This window comes from Enterococcus lactis, assembly GCF_015751045.1.
GTDB classification, from domain to species: Bacteria; Bacillota; Bacilli; order Lactobacillales; family Enterococcaceae; genus Enterococcus_B; species Enterococcus_B lactis.
Map to the genome: position 1 here is coordinate 70572 of NZ_BNJW01000002.1, position 17263 is coordinate 87834.

Consider the following 17263-nt stretch of genomic DNA (forward strand, 5'->3'; position numbering starts at 1 on the left):
TATTTAAAGCCACTCAGCACAAATTTTACCTTTTCTAAGGTAAATAGTAAAGCCAACTGGTTGAATTTCCTTACCAGTTGGCTGAATTTCTTTTTTATTTTGATTGTTTTGTCTTTTTCTCTGTCTCTTTTTTATTGTCGATCCCTCGTCCTGCATGGGCAGGTTTAGCAAAGATCATACGTCCAGCAGCTGTTTGAAGGGCGCTTGTCACAACGACTTCGATACGTTCATTCATGTAATGCTGTCCATCTTCTACGACAACCATCGTGCCGTCATCAAGGTAGGCTACCCCTTGCTGGCGTTCTGTTCCGGCTTTTACTACTAGAACATTCATCGTTTCGCCAGGAATGACGACTGGTTTCACGGCATTTGCCAACGCATTGATATTAAGAACAGGTACATTTTGGAATTCAGAGACTTTATTCAAGTTATAGTCATTGGTTACGATGACACCGTCTAAAAGCTTGGCTAATTTGATCAACTTGCTGTCTACTTCGCTGATATCTTCAAAGTCTCCATCGTACATTTCGACAGATATACCTTCTTCTTTTTGCAAAGCATTCAAGATATCTAATCCGCGACGACCACGCACACGTTTCAAACTATCCCCTGAGTCCGCGATGTATTGTAGTTCGTAAAGAACAAAATTAGGGATCATCAAGGTTCCTTCTAAGAATCCAGTCTTTGTAATATCATAAATCCGACCATCAATGATCACGCTTGTATCCAAGATTTTATATTTATGGAAATTTTCTCCTGATTTTCGTTCTAACAGTTGGCTCTCCACTTGGCTAGCTGTTTCTTGCTCGATTTTTTTACTTCGTGAACCAAAGACTTTCTTCCATTCTTCGATTCGTGTCGTTCCCATTCTCAATCCCAGATAACCTAAGATGATCATCAGTAAAATCGGCAATACACTATTGACGAATGGAATTTCCATATTGTAAAGAGGGGTTGAGATCACAACGCCCAAAGTCAATCCGATGATCGCACCGATCGCACCGAAGAGAAGATAAGTCAAACTGACCTCGCTTAGTTTTTGTTCTACTTGTTTGATAATAGCTGAGATATGTTTGGCCAACAGCAAAGATAATAAAAAGAAAATAAGTGCGCCTAACAAGCTGTTGGTAAATGTATTATTCAGCCACCCATTTGACTGTTGACCGATTGCCTGCCAAGCTGAGGGTAAAAATGAAATACCCAAGCTTGCGCCGACAATGATCATCAGCAACGTAATGACACGTTTTTGCATCGTTTTTCCTCCGTTTCGACAATAATTTATTATTTAGCGGAACACACGCTTCAACGTTTCAGCCAAAGTTGCTACTCCAACGATCTCGATTCCTTTTGGCGCTTCCCAGTTGCCTAAGTTGTTTTTAGGCAGGTAAACTTTTGTGAAGCCGAGTTTTTGGACTTCTTTGACCCGTTGTTCAATATGACTGACACGTCTGATTTCTCCAGTCAGTCCGATTTCACCGATGAAACATTCCGTCGGCTGTGTTCCTTTTTCTTTGTAGCTTGAAGCAATACTGACAGCGATAGCTAAATCAATCGCTGGTTCATTTAATTTTACCCCACCTGCAGCTTTTAAGTAAGCATCTTGATTCTGAAGAAGTAGTCCAGCTCTTTTTTCCAGCACTGCCATGATCAGAGATACACGATTGAAATCAAGACCTGTTGTTGTTCGCTTAGCATTTCCGAACATAGTAGGTGTGACTAATGCTTGGATCTCTACCAAAATTGGACGTGTTCCTTCCATTGCTACAACGATAGCAGAGCCAGTCGCACCGTCTAGGCGTTCCTCTAAGAAAATCTGTGAAGGGTTAGCGACTTCTTCCAATCCATGCTCATGCATTTCAAAAATCCCAATCTCGTTCGTTGAGCCAAATCGGTTTTTTACCGCTCGTAAAATTCGGAAACTATGATGTTGTTCACCTTCAAAATATAACACTGTATCCACCATATGCTCTAACATTCTTGGACCGGCGATCGAACCTTCTTTCGTAACATGACCGACGATAAAGATGGCAATCCCATTTGTTTTAGCGATTTTGAGTAATTCTGCAGTGGTTTCTCTTACTTGGCTGACGCTTCCTGCCACACTTGTGATGTCTGGCTGCGTCATCGTTTGGATGGAATCAATAATAACATAATCAGGGGAGATATGTTCGATGGCACGACTGATTTCATTCATATCTGTTTCAGCGTATAGATAAAATTCTGTGTTGATACTTCCGAGGCGCTCCGCGCGTAATTTTATCTGTTCTGCGCTTTCTTCGCCGGATACATACAAGACTTTCCCGCCTATGGCTGCTAATTGCTGAGAAACTTGTAATAGCAAAGTGGATTTACCAATACCTGGATCACCACCGATCAAGACCATGGATCCCGGTACCACACCTCCACCTAGCACACGGTTCAGTTCTTCTAATTTCGTTTTGACCCGAGGTTCTTTTTTAGGGACGACGTCTGCGATTTTTGTTGGTTTCGCTTTTTCTCCTGTCAAACTTGTTCGCGTTCTGCGGTCTGTTGTATCTTGTTCGATTTCTTCGACCATCGTATTCCATTTTCCGCAATTTGGGCAGCGTCCCAAGAACTTAGGCGACACATACCCGCAATTTTGGCAAACAAATTGTACTTTTGATTTTTTTGCCATTGTACCGCCTCCTTTTATTCTAACCATGAGACATTAAATCAAGCTTAAATTTCTTTATCGTTTTATTTACTGGAAGAACCAAATCCGCCTTGACGTTGAGCAGTCGTTTGATCTTGATCTGCTTTTAAAAATGGCAAGAAGATTCCTTGACCGATACGCTCACCTTTTTTGATCACTACATCCTTGAAACCAAAGTTGGTGAATTGGAACATGATATGGCCTTCATTTGCCTCATTATTGTAATAATCACTATCAATCACACCCACGCCGTTCGTCAACACTAAAAACCGCTTCAACGGATTGCTTGAACGGTTAGCAAGCTGCAAAAATTCATCTTCTCCCATGTAGGCTTTGATCCCAGTAGGTACGAGGATCGGTTTCAACTGTTTTTCATTTTCTGATACGTCTTTTTTCAATGTATCTGCGACGGTTTCCAATCCTTTTTTCCAGCCTGCTTTCCAGATACTTGGAATCACGACCTCTTCTGCTGCTTCAAAATCATAGCCAGCAGCATGATGTGTAGCGCGCTGCGGTAGATTGATATTTTGCTCTTTATATTTAGAAATAACTTCAAATCCTCTTTTTCTCACCGGTTTTCCTCCCTAAATAAACTACTCCTATTCTAACATATTCGAGGCTATAAAAGACTCTCTTTACAAATTCTTCAAGAAATTCTGCTATCCTAAAGTCAACCATTAACGCGTTCTTTTACCGAACAACTGCAAGTTGTACAAAAAAACTATTTTTTACATGACTTTACTCGTCAAAACAAGTAGAATAGAACGAAATTAATGAGTGGATATTTGATTGAGGTGTCACATGCGTAAAGAAATAAAAAATGCAAAACGAATTATTGTCAAAGTAGGAACAAGTACATTGATCTATCCCAATGGAAACATCAATCTTGCAGCGATTGATCAGTTAGCTTTTGTCCTTTCCGATCTTAGAAATCGTGGAAAGGAAGTGATCTTAGTCTCATCGGGAGCTGTAGGCGTCGGTATGCATAAATTACATTTGTCAGAACGTCCGACTTTGATCCCTGAACAGCAAGCTGCGGCGGCTGTTGGTCAAGCCGAATTGATGAATATCTATAATCAAAGATTCAGTGTATATAATCAGCAGACAGCACAAATCCTCGTGACAAGAGACGTGGTAGATTACCCTGAAAGTCGTAAAAATGTGAGGAATACATTGGAACAGCTTTTGATCATGGATACGATTCCTATCGTGAACGAAAACGATACTGTCGCAGTAGATGAATTAGATCATCTGACAAAATTTGGCGATAATGATCAGCTGTCAGCAATCATGGCAAAACTTGTCGCGGCAGACCTTTTAATCGTTCTTTCTGATATCGACGGTTTTTATTCAGATAATCCGACTACAAATCCCGAGGCTCAGATGTATCGCTATATCGATAAAATCGATGAAAAGATTCTGGCACAAGCAGGTGGTGCAGGCAGCACCTTTGGAACAGGCGGTATGCAAAGTAAATTAAAAGCAGCTTCCAGGATATTTGAAGCAAACAGTGCAATGATTTTAGCAAATGGGAAAAATCCGGCAATCATTTTTGATATTCTTGCAGGAAAAGAAGTAGGTACTTTATTTAAGGAGGACTTGAAATGACTGATTTGATGCAATTAGGGCAACAGGCAAAAGATAGTGCGCAACAACTAGCACTTATGCCTACAAACCGTAAAAATGAGCTACTTGTTCAGATGGCGAAAACCATCAAAAAGAATCAACAAGCGATCATCGAAGCAAATCATAAAGACTTAGAAAAAGCAGTCGAAAACAATATCAGTGAAACGATGCAAGACCGCTTGCAGCTGACACCTGAGCGAATCAATGCCATGGCTGCAGAGATCGAAAAGATTGCTTCGTTAGACGATCCTATTGGAAAAGTAGATGAGATGTGGACGAACACCGACGGATTGAGAATCGGCAAAAAGCGCGTGCCCCTCGGCGTGATCGGTATCATTTACGAATCTCGTCCAAATGTCACGACTGATGCAGCCAGTCTAGCGTTCAAATCAGGGAATGCCGTTATCCTTCGCGGTGGCAAAGAAGCATTCTTCTCGAACCAATTACTGGTCCAACTATTGCAGCAAGTACTGGTCAGTGCTGGCGAATCTCCTTATGCCATCCAGTTTGTCGATGATACTTCTCATGAAACTGCAGGACAGTTGATGCGATTGACAGAATACTTAGATGTGCTGATCCCTCGAGGCGGAGCAAAATTGATCCAACGAGTCAAAGAACAAGCAACGGTACCTATCATTGAAACAGGTACAGGAAATAATCACGTATACATCGATAAAGAAGCACAGTTGTCTATGGCAGTGAAAATCATCGTCAATGCAAAAGCTTCCCGTCCTTCTGTCTGCAACGCGGCAGAAACATTACTGATCCATTCTGAGATCGCACCCTTTTTCTTACCAGCTATTGAAAAAGAACTGGTAGAACATGGCGTCTCTTTACGTGCGGATGCTCGTGCGTTAGAATATCTAGAGACAGCTGCTTTAGCAGAAGAGGCAGATTGGGATACTGAATATCTAGATTATATCCTTGCCGTCAAAGTAGTCGATTCTTTAAGTGAAGCAATTGCGCATATCAACCGACATAACACCAAGCATTCAGAAACAATCGTGACAGATAGCTATTCGGCTAGTCAGCGTTTCTTGAATGAAGTGGACGCGGCGGCTGTCTATGTCAATGCCTCCACTCGTTTTACAGACGGATCGGTATTTGGTTTTGGTGCAGAGATCGGCATCTCCACTCAAAAGCTACATGCCCGTGGTCCAATGGGGTTAAATGAATTGACTTCCACAAAATATATCATTTATGGCGATGGACAAATCCGCGAATAATGTTTCGTGTGAAACATTATTCACGCCTTTTGCCTTTTTACTGTAAAGATTCTATCCAACTAGAAAGGTGTCAGTATGTTTGAAATTTTAATGATTTTTTTTATTTACCTTATTTCTCTGAATATCGCTGCTTTTCTAGGAGTCGGTATTTTATCCCTTTTTTTTCAGTTCAAAAAACGAAGCATAGGGAGTCAACGGGAAAAATGGGCGCAGTATTTTGACAAAATTGGGCCAAAAGGTTTGGTTGCTCGCTTACACATCAGCTACATGGTTGCATTATGCCTGTTAGCTGGAGTCAATTACTATTCTTTTTTCGATCATTCAATTGCCTATACGATTACGTTGCTGATTGCTGGGATCTTTCACTTATCTTATAAATATCAGCTGAATAAAAACCACTTGAATCGGACTTTCCGCTAAAAAATATCCGTACGATAAGTAGGGTGCCTTGAACATCGGAAAAAAACTGCCGAACTTTTTAGAGCGTGGGACAAAAGTAAAGAAAAACTTTTGTCCCACGCTCTAAACATGTATAAACGGTGTTCTCCTACCAGCTGCCTGGTAAATCTGTTTCCTCTTCGTTAAGAAGTGAAAATCCGTCAAATGTTTCGCCATCATAATAACGAAGCAGCTCATCCATGGACAAGTTCATCGTTTTTTCTTTTTCTTCTTCCGCTGATTCTGCCAATAGCTGTTCCCGATACACCTGATACATACCAGCTATTTTTTGCTGCATCGCTTTTCTAGTTTCACCTTCCGCGTTGATCATTGGCAATTCTTTGATATAGCCACGATAAATCAACCGATCATCTGAAAATTCAATGGGTAATTCAACGAGTGTCAACCCGACTTCCTGAAAATATTCTTCCAGCATCTATTATCCCCCCATTCTTTTTCTTAAATGAATTTTAGCTTACCTACTGAAAATTTTCCAGTTTCATTATTTTGAGAAAAAAAGGGAATGTGACAAAAATCGTGTCACATTCCCTTTTTCCGAATAAACGGTGTTCAATCAGCTGTCCTTCGGTATTCGCTCAACAAATGGCAAAATATGAAGAACTATTTTTCCGTTGCTTCTCTAATACTCAGGTCAAAGCGCTGATTTCACAATCTCTTCCTTAAACGGTGTTCAAAAGCTTGCATCTGCGGTAATAAGTCCAACCAAACGAAAAATAGGAGGAGCTATTTTTGTTTGGCTGTTCTTATTACTTGATGCAGGACAGCTTTTTCACAACCTCTGATTTCTTATTCTTCTTCATTTGTAGCAAAATAATTACGGTGATAAATGATACAACATACACTGATAAGAACAATGGCCCCTGCAAAATAAAACGCATAGCTTTCACCAATATGTTCGCCGATCACACCTGCAATAAATGGTGCTAAAGCTCCACCGAAAAAGCGGACAAAACTATAGCTGGAAGAAGCAACGTTTCGTTGCAGACCGGGTATTTCCATAGCAATCGTCGTCAACAATGTATTGATGATTCCTTGGAAAAATCCTGCTAACACAATGCTGATCGGTACAAGGACTGGCATAGAAGTTCCAGCTCCTAATAACAGCAAACAAATAATGAATAAGACAAATGCAGCTAAAATCGTCCGATAAGTCGTAAACTTCCGCTCAAGAGCCGGTGCAACGAAAATCGAAGCAATAGCCAGAAGCACACCCCAGCCAAAAAATACAAAACCGACTTCTAATTCAGAATAGCCAATCAATAAAAATGGCGCATACGCAAGTAAAGTAAAGAATCCGAAATTATATAACAATGCGATCAGTCCAACTGAACGAAGTTTATGATTGCTTAACGCTTTGACACCTTCCCAAAGACCTACTTTTCTCTTTGGTTTCTCAGTTTCAGGTAAAAGTACCGCTAGGGCTATAAAACCGCAAAACATCAAAAAGGCTACCCCCAAAAATGGATAACGCCATGAACCGCTGCCCAAGACCCCACCGACTAGCGGGCCAACAGCCATTCCGCAGCCAAGTGCTGCTTCATACATCATGATTGCTTTTTCTGTGTTACCGACTAAAATACTGACGATCGTTGCTAAAGCAGTAGAGACAAATAAAGCATTCCCGACTCCCCAGCCAGCACGTAACCCAATCAACATACCGATATTGCCAGATAATCCACCAAGACCAGCGAATACAACGATGATAAACAATCCGGTCATCAATGTTTTTTTCAAGCCAATCCGACTAGATAGGAAACCTGTAAATAGCATCACCACACCAGTGACTAGCATGTAACTAGTAAATAACAGGGTTGTTTCAGCTGGCGTAGCGTTTATCTGTGCAGCAATCGTTTTTAAGATCGGGTCTACTAGGCCCACTCCCATAAAAGCGATCATACAGGTAGCTGCTACAACTAGCGCCGAACTTTTCCCCTTTGTTTCTTCATTTGTTTGTTCTTGTATATCTATTTGATTCTCCAATATTTCCATCCCTTTCTCTCTATTAGCATCATACATGATTTATTTTACATGTCAATATGCACATGTAAAACATGGAAACTTTACTGTGATATAATAAAGAAAATAAGACGAGAGGTAGGATTTTTATGAATACTTTAGCCTATATATTATTATGCGTGCTTTTATCCAAACCGCGTTCTGGGTATGAATTGAAGCAGCTGATCACGATTTTTTGGGAAGCTCATCACAGTCAAATCTATACGACGCTTGCCAAGTTAGACCAGCAGGGTTATGTGACCGTTTTGGACAAAGACGAGCACTCTCAAAAAAAGATCTACCACTTAACTGATGAAGGGCGTGCCCTTGTAGAGGAATGGATCAAAGAGGAGACCCCAGCTCCTACGCAAAAAGATGAATTTTTAGCAAAAATCTATGCTTTTTCAACACTCGACAAAACAACAGCTACTGGACTGCTATTCACTAGAGAACAACAGCTGAACAAAATCATGCAAAAAAATCAAAAAAAATTGAATGACCTCTCGCTAGACAAGAGACAAGAATTTGGGCGTTATGTTGTGATCCAGCGCCGAATCATGCTTTGTCAGCAGGAACTCCAATGGTGTCAGCAAGTAAGAGAACAAATGCAGCCGTTTTTTGAGTAATGGATAAACAGAACCTTTCTAGATTTATCTATTAAGCAACGAATCATCTTCACTAAAAGAATGATACATCTGAAAAAGAAAAACGATCCGAAAGACAGGCAAAAACCTATCGTTCGGATCATTTTTCTTTCTAGAACTGCATTGAAGGGACTGTGACAAAAAGCAGGTCACAACCTTTTTTTCAAATAAACAGTGTTCCATTATTCATTGCTTTGAATGGCTTTCAACACACTTCTTGAAAGTGGGCCAACGATGATCAACTGCAACGGTAAAGCGGCAATCACATTCATTTTCCAAGCATTCATATAAGCAGAGAATAATTGATCAGGTATTCCTTGTTCCATGATCACACCAAACAAAGACATACATGTGACCATTCCTAAAACCATCAAGCAGGAAATAGTTAAGATCATTTGGATCTTGCTTTCTGGATTTACTGGTAGTTTAAAGGCAATTTTTTTCGCCAGCACACCGATGATGAAGACATCCAAAATGAAAGCCACCACGAATCCAGGCACTAGACCAATCAACAAACTTGATAAATGAAGATCTTGATGCAGCCATAAATTATACGCGCTCATCCCCAAGACCATCAAAAAACACATCATTGTTGTAAAAATTATTCCTTCTTTTTTATTTGTAGGCAATCTGTACCACTCCTTTAAATTTGTCACGAAAATCATCGTAGCACATTTAAAAATTTCTCGTAAGTACTTTTTTTATTTTCTGCCCTTTTATTTCATAAACTTCATCAGCCGTACGTTCGACAAAGTAGGAATCATGAGAAGTAAACAAAATCGTTCCCGGATATACTTGCATCAGCTGCTCTAAAGCTTCGATCGTTGCCATATCAATGAAATTAGTCGGTTCATCTAACAGCAATACATTACTTGGCTTAGTAAAAAGCAAAGCAATCGTCAAACGGGTCGCTTCTCCCCCACTTAACGTACACAACGGTTTCGTCAGAGTTTCCTGAGCAAACCCTAAGTGATTCAGCAAACTACGGACAAGCGATTCCGAAAACTCTGTTTGTCTCATGACAAAACGAATGACGGATTCTTCAGATGTCATTTGATAATCCTTTTGCTGATAGACTTGAAAGCTCACTTTCGGAGAGAGAAGGATTCCTTCTCCTTGTTTGCGGATATGTTCCAATAAGGTTGTCTTACCTGAACCATTTTCGCCGACAATCGCGATTTTTTTACCTAAAGAAAATTGAAAATCGCTATTTATCAGTAATGTTCTTCCGTTTCTTTCCAATTGGATATTTTGTCCCATGATTGGATAACGATTGTGGAGTGCAAGAGATTTTGGTACTGGAAAACGGATTTGTTTCATCTGTTGCGGCTTAGTTGTTTCTCCTATTTTTTGGAGTCTTCTCTCTAATGTTTTCGCATTCTTTTGGATGGCTTTTTGTACACTGTCTTTTTGTTTAGAGGAAGACAACCGATCCGGTCTGATTTGTTGCTTTTTCTTTTTACTAGACACTTTTTCCAACTTTTCCGCTTGTTTTTTCTTTTCTTGGATCGATTTTTCCAATCGTTTTTTCTCTTTCATGATCGACTCTGCTTCTCGTAGCTGAGTCTTTTTCTCCAATTCCTTTTGAGTGAGATAGGCACTATAATTCCCCGAAAACTCTCGGATTTCTCCGTCTTTTACTTCCCAGATTTTCGTTGCCAGCTCATCTAGAAAATAGCGGTCATGACTAACAAAAATCAGCGTGCCATAATAATAACGAAGCTCTTCAATCAGTTGATCCACACTTTTTCTATCTAGATGGGTCGTCGGCTCGTCTAGAAGCATCCCTTGTTCATAAGAAGAAAGAAGACGTATCAACTCGATCTTTCGTTCTTCCCCTCCACTCCATTTCCGTTCCGAAGTTTCTTCCAGTTTTAACTGGAAATGACTGGCTAATTCCAAATTCAGATCCTTTATTTCAGCAAGATAGGTTAATTGAGGCAGATAGTTGAAAGTAATCTCTGTTTGGATTTTCCCTTGATTGGGGATAAGTTCTCCGGCTATCAGTTTCAGCAACGTTGATTTACCGACTCCATTTTCTCCTATGATCCCTATCCGATCTTGCTGATAGACACGAAGAGAATCAATAGATAATTCTAACTGGTTACCAAAACGAACTTGCAGGTTTGTTATATTTATTGCTAAATTTTCCATATGTTTTACACTCCTATTTCATGTAAAACAACAATTATCGATACTAAAAAAGAGCAGAAAAATCTGTTTGCAAAAAAACTGCATAACATCTTTTCCTACTCTGAACGAAATAACTATGACTAAATCATCAAATCTGTCATAGCTTTCACCTATTCTACTGTCGTTCGAAAAAATGGACATACTCCACCCATGAAATTGTTGTTTATACATGTCTTTTGAATTTATTTAGTTGTTATTCAAAAGTTCAAAACGTAATTTCATCGATGCAGTCATTTTTCCGACCTCCTTTTTTATTAGGTTACCACACACGATTCAAAAAAAGCAATAGCTACTGAATAGTAACTGAAAACCTTTTATTTGAACGTAGTGATCTTTTCTGGTGCTAAACGAACAGACTCATAACCTTCTTCTACCGCTTTTCCTATTGATAAAATAATAACTGGAACATAGCGGTCTTTATCCAAACCAAATGCCTCTGCCAACTGATCTGCTTCGAATCCACCAATTGGATTTGTTTCATAGCCATGATCACGTGCAACTAACATGAATTGCATAGCCGCTAAGCTAGAATCGACTTTGACTACATCGTTCATTTCTTCTCTTGAAAAGCTCTTGTAATAAGGAATGATCGCAGCTAATTGTTGATCTCTGACTTCTTTTGGCATCTTCCCTGATTCGTAAGCTTGGTTATAGATTTCTTCGCCATATTCGTAACATTGCATATCGCCAAAAATCATGACCATTGCAGAAGAAGTATCATTTTGTCTCGTATTGAAACGGATCAAAGGACGCAAGATTTCTTTTGCTTCCTCGCTTTCAGCGACCACAAAGCGCCATGGTTGCATGTTGACAGAAGAAGGAGCAGTCGTCGCTTCTTTGATCATTTCCAGCATTTCTTCGTGTGGGATTTTGTATGTTTCATCATATACGCGAACGGATCTTCTACCAGTCATAATTGTTGAAAAATCATTTTTTTGTTCCATTATTATTAACCTCTTTCGTTTCTGTTGTTATATTGCAAAGTTGGGTATTCAATTTATCTAAAAGTGTTAGGAATTGTTTCATTTCTGCATCGCTGAAAGCTGGGGACAGCACGGAACCTGTATCTTTATGGTCCATTTCACAATGCTCGATTTTCTGCTGGGCTTTTTCTGTCAGTGCTACGTACACTTCCCGGTTGTTCTGAGGATTTCTCTGACGCGAAACATAGCCGTTTGCTTCTAAAACCTTCAGATGACGTGTAACTGCTCCTTGATCAATCTGCAACTTTTCTTGCAAACTGCTTTGCAGCAATGGATTTTCTTCTTTCAGTCTCATCATGATCTCGTATCTAGTAAGACTTATACCGATATTTTCCTCAAAGATCTGGACGATTTTTTGATCGGCTAATTTGATTTGATATAAAAGGTGGCTAATCTCTTCTAAAGACATAATTTCCTCCTCTCTAATAATTGACTAGTCAACGATTGACTTGTCAATAATAGAATAAAAAAAGAAAAAAGTCAAAGAATCAGCTGTGAAATTAAAAAACAAAGGCTTTCAATAGAAATTAGTGTAAATAAAAGAAATCTCTTGTAGAATGAAAAGAAGGAACAATAAAAAAGAAAGAGAGGATAATGATGTGAGAAAAAGAATAGTAGCCGCAGTATTTCTCTTAGTGAATGCGACGTTGTTACCTAATAGTCTCGTATTTGCTGATACCGTTTTGGCAAATGTTCAAACAACAGAAACATCTACCCTATCAGAAGATGAAAGCGCACCATCCCAATCAAGCCTATCTGGAGAGAATTCCTATCAAAATCTAGAAGACAGCTCTTCTGCAGTAGAAAATTTTACACCGCCAAAAATCTCTGGAAATCCCTCTTTGCAAGGAGCAAATGGTAGATTTGAACAAATGAAACCTGATAAAATCCACCTTTCAGCTTCAAAACAAACAAAGGAATCGTTCATTCAGCAGCAATCTGCTCATAGCTACATTGATACGCAAGGTGTGTATGAGATTGTCTCTACTGATGTCCAGCTACCCGATGGACAATGGGTGGATAAAGGAACGATCCAACTAGTCATACCAACAGAGCCAACAGAACAAGTCACCAATTATCTGGCCTATTATGTAGCAAAAAAAATCAAAACCTATTCTTTACCCTTGGAAAAATCAGCAGATTTCTTGATGTTTGACGATTCGATCACTCTAGACAAGGAGCATTTTCTTTCTTCCGTACGTGCGTATTACTCAGAAGTTGCAGCTGGTCCTATCATTCAAACACATATAAGTATGACAGAAACCTATACGACTCTGAATGAAACAGATATTTATCCTACCTTCTATCGCCAAGAAGAACATCAAAAAATATCTGGACCAGCCCTCATCACGGATAAAGTAGCGTTATCGGATCAAACAACTTGGGTACATATCCAAACAGCAAACTATGAAGGATGGGTAGCAGCAAACTCTGTAACTGCTCATGAGCCAAAAACAGTTCCAGTTGAAGCATCACAAGGTCAGCTTTCTGAATCAGCCGTTACCTCTCTGTCACTTGATCAAGCTTGGTTAGAACAATCAGAGGAAACCATTTCACATTCAGAAAGTTATCACGTACAAAGAGCAGTCCAAATCAGCGATCAAGTGTTTTATGTGCTGACAGCAAAGGATTCTTCAATCGTTTTTGTCCCACAGAAAGAATTCCAACCAAAGGATCCAGTATCAGCAGAGACTGATTTCTCAAATGAACAGATAGGAACAGCTGAAAGTACAGCATCTGATTCAAAAGAAACAACTGATTCTTCTTTCCAGCCGCAAAACAAAGTGCCACAGACAGATGAATCTACCTTGCGTACTGCACATCCATCTATTACTTATAGTACACATGTCAAAAATCGTGGTTGGCTGCCAAATGTTTCTAGCGGTCAACTTTCAGGAACAACAGGTCAATCTTTACAAGTAGAAGCTTTTCGTATCCATCTTTCATCCTCCCTCTCTGGTGCTATTGAATACACCTCTTATGTCCAAGGTTCAGGATGGCAAAATTGGGTAGCTAACGGCGCTATTTCTGGAACGACTGGACAAGTCAAACAGATTGAAGGAATCAATATTCGATTAACTGGACAATTAGCAGCAACTTACAATGTTTATTATAGAGTCCATGTACGAAATTTTGGCTGGCTTCCTTGGACAATGAACGAAAATCCTTCCGGAACACTTGGATACGGTCATCAAATCGAAGCAATTGAAATCCAATTATTGGACAAAAACAGTTCCGGCCCTGCTACTAACGGTATTTCTTATATCGAAAAGGAACCATCCGTATTGGCGAATACTCACGTAACTAACAGAGGATGGTTAGGCCAGACAGATGCTGCTAATCAAGCTGGTACGACTGGCCAACGGTTAAGTCTTCAAGCAATGCAACTGCGTTTATCTGAAAATACAATTGGTGGCGGTATCACTTATCAATCCCATATCGCTAACAAATGTTGGGAAACCAACTGGGCACAAAATGGCACGATTTCTGGTACGACTGGACAAAATCTGCCTATTGAGGCGATCCGCATCAATCTGACTGGCACAATCAGCACCCGATATGACGTTTATTATCGTGTACATGCACAAGAATTTGGCTGGATGAACTGGGCAAAGAACGGTGAATCAGCTGGTACACAAAGCTATGCTTACCGTGCAGAAGCGATTCAAATTGTATTAGTAAGGAAAGGAGGAGCCGCACCTGGTGCAACTACTCGCGCCTTTCGTATAGCTCCGCCTAGAATCACGTTGCAAGGACATGTATCGAATATTGGCTGGGTAAGCCAAACGAGCCTGAACAACTCGATCAGCTACGCAAATCAAGGAAGACAATTTGAAGCGATTCGCGCAAATTTAGGAACATCAAGGTATACTGGCGGTATCCAATATGATTCACACATAGCTGACAGCGGTTGGACCAGAACTGTATCCAATGGAGCGATCTCAGGAACGACTGGACAAAATCGCTCTCTTCAAGCCTTTTCCTTTCAGTTGACAGGAGAACTTGCTGAAAACTATGATATTTATTATCGTGCCTTTGTTCGTTCCAGAGGCTGGTTAGGCTGGGCATCAAATGGACAAAAAGCAGGCTCTGTCAGAATGAATTTGCCTGTTGAAGGTATCCAGCTAACCATTGTTGAAAACGACCGGCGGCCAAGCGGCTATCAGCCAAACCAACTGACGATTCTAGGACAAGTGAATGATCAGACACCTCAGGGAAGATTCATCAATTCTGTCAGCCAAAGTGCGAATCGTATCGCGCCTGCTCATGGCTTGTATACTTCTGTCATGTTGGCTCAAGCGATCCTAGAAACAGGATATGGCACAAGCTATCTAGCTCAGCACGCGAATAACTTCTTTGGGATGAAATTCAAAGACGGCGAAGATGAAGGAAAGTATGGCTATATCTGGCATATATCTAACGAAGTGATCAATGGTGTCGTTGTCCCTGTCAATTCAAAATTTCGGGTCTATCAGTCTACTGACCAATCCTTCTTAGATAACGCCTTAAAATTAAGATATGGTGTTTCTTGGGACCCAAACCGATATGCGGGGACATGGAAAGTCAATGCACGTTCTTACAGAGATGCTACCCGTGCATTAACAGGAACATACGCGACAGATCCTGATTACGGTCAAAAATTGAATAATCTGATCGAATATTGGAAGCTGGATCAATTTGATTGAACGGGCATAAAAAAAGGTTGTGACAAGAATGTTGTCACAACCTTTTTTGAGTAAATGGTGTTCAATCAGCTGACCCTCGGTATTAGCTCAAAAAACGGCAAAATATGAAGAACTATTTTTCCGTTTGTTTCTCTAATACTCAGGTCAGGACGCTGATTTCACAACCTCTGATACATGGTGTTCCAGAAATACCTTCTTCGAGAATAAGCTGAAATCTCACAAAAATTGGAGAAACAATTGTCGTCAATTCCTTCTTATTTCTTGAAGCTGACCACTTCTGTCACAACCTCTTTTTAATAACCATAAAATCCTATTCCTTCATATCTCCAGCCCATTGGCGTTAGCCAATCTCTTTCTTTCGCACTTAAGGTATAGTGATGGGTACCAGTTTTTTCATTTGGATTGAATAGTCGATAGATTGGCTTGGAACCACCAGAGTAAAAACTTAGACCTTCATAGCGCCAACCGATTTTTGTTAAGGAGTTGATCTCAGATTGCGCCATTGTGTAATGATGGTCTCCGCTGTAAGGATTGTATAAACGGTAGACAGGCTGTCCACTGTTTGGTGCTTGCCAAGCAATTCCTTCATATTCCCAGCCTACAGTTGGCAGATAATTTTTTTCGCCGGCATTCAATGTATACAAATGCTCTCCTGTATGACGATTATATAAACGATACATTGGAGAAGTTGAAGTTGGTGCTGTATCATACTGCGTCAGATTGTAAGTCTCGATTACATTGTTTAGTGTAGCACCATAATTAGGCGCAGTGGCATAACGACCGGTCAACCAAGCTGTAGCATCCTTGTAAGAGTTCGTATTGCTTTTCCATGCACCAGAATAGTAATACACGCCCGGCTGGAAAGAAGTCGTCTTCAATACCGTCACATTATCTTGTAATGATTCTTTGTACGAAGGATATTTTCTAAAAGCAGCATTTACCGTAATCCATTGTCCATTGACATATTCCGAAGTAGGCATCGTAACAGATTGACCATTATAGCTTCCTTTGATTCCAAATAGATTGTAATTAGGAGCAGAAGCCAAGGCACTGTTCCCCCAGCCGCTTTCAACGATTGCTTGTGCAATCATGACTGATGCGTATAAGTCATTGGCACTTGCCAAACTTTGTGCAGTGGATGCAATACTATCAATGAATGCTTGTTGAGAATTAGCAGATGAGCGGGCAGAAAAAGCGTAGCCAGTATAGTTTTCGAATTCAGACAAATCTGCTTGATGGGTATGTGTCAATGTTTGTCCATCTGTCAATTGGTTCGTGATTTCTTCCGCATTCTCTGGATTTTTCTGAGCTTCTGCTGATGTGCTTTTTTCCGTTTGCGGTTGTTCTGTTGTCCCTGTTGTTGATTCTTCAGTTGAAACCGTATTTTCGGAGACAGTAGCTGACTGCAACGTACTTTCTGTATCGTTTTCAATTCCTATTTCTGAAGAACTCGTTGTCTGAGCTGTGACTGTTCCTGTCGTTTCTTCAGCTAGCACGGTTGTGTTGGCAACTGCTAGATTTCCTAAAAGAATAACGCTAAATAATAAATTTCTTGCTTTCATTCTTTTTCTCCTTTAAATATGAAACTTTACCTAAATAACAGTGTAACTAAAAAAGTAAAAGTAAGTCAATGCTCATAATTAAATAACATACGTTTCTTTATTTTGTGCTCTCAATGATCCTCATATATTCCATTAAATTACTATAATTATAAAAAAAGAATTGACAAAACATAACTGTCTATATAAAATGATTACGTTAACAATAATTCGTTTCA

The 17263-nt window shown here is 39.9% G+C and carries 15 protein-coding genes; 5 read left to right on the forward strand and 10 right to left on the reverse strand.

Annotated elements, in window-relative coordinates; genetic code table 11:
* Positions 1-94: 94 nt before the first annotated feature.
* The 3 genes from KFO35_RS01435 to KFO35_RS01445 all read right to left on the reverse strand — a co-directional run bounded on the left by KFO35_RS01435 (position 95) and on the right by KFO35_RS01445 (position 3246).
* Positions 95-1252 carry a PIN/TRAM domain-containing protein gene (locus tag KFO35_RS01435; RefSeq protein WP_002287448.1) on the reverse strand — a complete coding sequence of 386 codons (1158 nt, stop codon included), beginning with the start codon at positions 1250-1252 and terminating at the stop codon, positions 95-97.
* A 33-nt stretch (positions 1253-1285) separates the two neighbouring features.
* Positions 1286-2656, reverse strand: coding sequence for a DNA repair protein RadA (gene radA, locus KFO35_RS01440; protein ID WP_002293096.1), 1371 nt, complete (start codon positions 2654-2656; stop codon positions 1286-1288).
* Positions 2657-2718: 62 nt separating this feature from the next.
* Positions 2719-3246 carry a dCTP deaminase/dUTPase family protein gene (locus KFO35_RS01445; RefSeq protein WP_002315871.1) on the reverse strand — a complete coding sequence of 176 codons (528 nt, stop codon included), beginning with the start codon at positions 3244-3246 and terminating at the stop codon, positions 2719-2721.
* Between the two features lie 229 nt (positions 3247-3475).
* Between KFO35_RS01445 and proB the strand changes: the two genes are divergently transcribed.
* The 3 genes from proB (at position 3476) to KFO35_RS01460 (ending at position 5946) form a co-directional block, all read left to right on the forward strand.
* Complete coding sequence (gene proB / locus KFO35_RS01450; RefSeq protein WP_002287451.1) at positions 3476-4282, forward strand: glutamate 5-kinase; 807 nt, start codon at positions 3476-3478, stop codon at positions 4280-4282.
* Positions 4279-5526, forward strand: coding sequence for a glutamate-5-semialdehyde dehydrogenase (locus KFO35_RS01455; RefSeq protein WP_002315870.1), 1248 nt, complete (start codon positions 4279-4281; stop codon positions 5524-5526). Before proB ends, KFO35_RS01455 begins: the two co-directional genes overlap by 4 nt.
* Positions 5527-5601: 75 nt before the next feature.
* Positions 5602-5946, forward strand: a complete 345-nt coding sequence (locus KFO35_RS01460; protein WP_002293100.1) for a hypothetical protein — start codon at positions 5602-5604, stop codon at positions 5944-5946.
* A gap of 127 nt (positions 5947-6073) precedes the next feature.
* On the opposite strand, the gene KFO35_RS01465 is transcribed toward KFO35_RS01460, so the two are convergent.
* Entirely contained in the window at positions 6074-6400 is a 327-nt protein-coding gene (locus KFO35_RS01465; protein ID WP_002315868.1) for a hypothetical protein, read from the reverse strand.
* 371 nt (positions 6401-6771) lie between these two features.
* Positions 6772-7974 (reverse strand): MFS transporter, encoded by a 1203-nt coding sequence (locus KFO35_RS01470; protein WP_025477348.1) that lies wholly within the window; start codon positions 7972-7974, stop codon positions 6772-6774.
* 116 nt (positions 7975-8090) lie between these two features.
* On the opposite strand from KFO35_RS01470, the gene KFO35_RS01475 reads away from it, so the two are divergent.
* Positions 8091-8606, forward strand: a complete 516-nt coding sequence (locus KFO35_RS01475) for a PadR family transcriptional regulator (protein ID WP_002310468.1) — start codon at positions 8091-8093, stop codon at positions 8604-8606.
* Between the two features lie 200 nt (positions 8607-8806).
* Here KFO35_RS01475 and KFO35_RS01480 read toward each other — a convergent pair whose 3' ends face one another.
* The 4 genes from KFO35_RS01480 to KFO35_RS01495 form a co-directional block, all read right to left on the reverse strand.
* A complete protein-coding gene (locus KFO35_RS01480; RefSeq protein ID WP_002310470.1) occupies positions 8807-9253 on the reverse strand; it encodes a DUF2798 domain-containing protein in 447 nt (148 codons plus the stop codon).
* 46 nt (positions 9254-9299) lie between these two features.
* Positions 9300-10778, reverse strand: a complete 1479-nt coding sequence (msr(C), locus tag KFO35_RS01485) for an ABC-F type ribosomal protection protein Msr(C) (RefSeq protein ID WP_002315866.1) — start codon at positions 10776-10778, stop codon at positions 9300-9302.
* Between the two features lie 353 nt (positions 10779-11131).
* Entirely contained in the window at positions 11132-11761 is a 630-nt protein-coding gene (locus tag KFO35_RS01490; protein ID WP_002310475.1) for a nitroreductase family protein, read from the reverse strand.
* Positions 11745-12209, reverse strand: a complete 465-nt coding sequence (locus tag KFO35_RS01495; protein WP_002315865.1) for a MarR family winged helix-turn-helix transcriptional regulator — start codon at positions 12207-12209, stop codon at positions 11745-11747. Before KFO35_RS01495 ends, KFO35_RS01490 begins: the two co-directional genes overlap by 17 nt.
* 148 nt (positions 12210-12357) lie before the next feature.
* Here KFO35_RS01495 and KFO35_RS01500 point away from each other — a divergent pair, with 148 nt between their 5' ends.
* The gene (locus KFO35_RS01500; RefSeq protein ID WP_070704653.1) at positions 12358-15486 is read left to right on the forward strand and encodes a glucosaminidase domain-containing protein; all 3129 of its coding nucleotides are present in this window, start codon (positions 12358-12360) and stop codon (positions 15484-15486) included.
* Positions 15487-15779: 293 nt separating this feature from the next.
* Here KFO35_RS01500 and KFO35_RS01505 read toward each other — a convergent pair whose 3' ends face one another.
* Positions 15780-17048, reverse strand: a complete 1269-nt coding sequence (locus tag KFO35_RS01505; protein WP_156272026.1) for a glycoside hydrolase family 73 protein — start codon at positions 17046-17048, stop codon at positions 15780-15782.
* Positions 17049-17263: the final 215 nt, after the last annotated feature.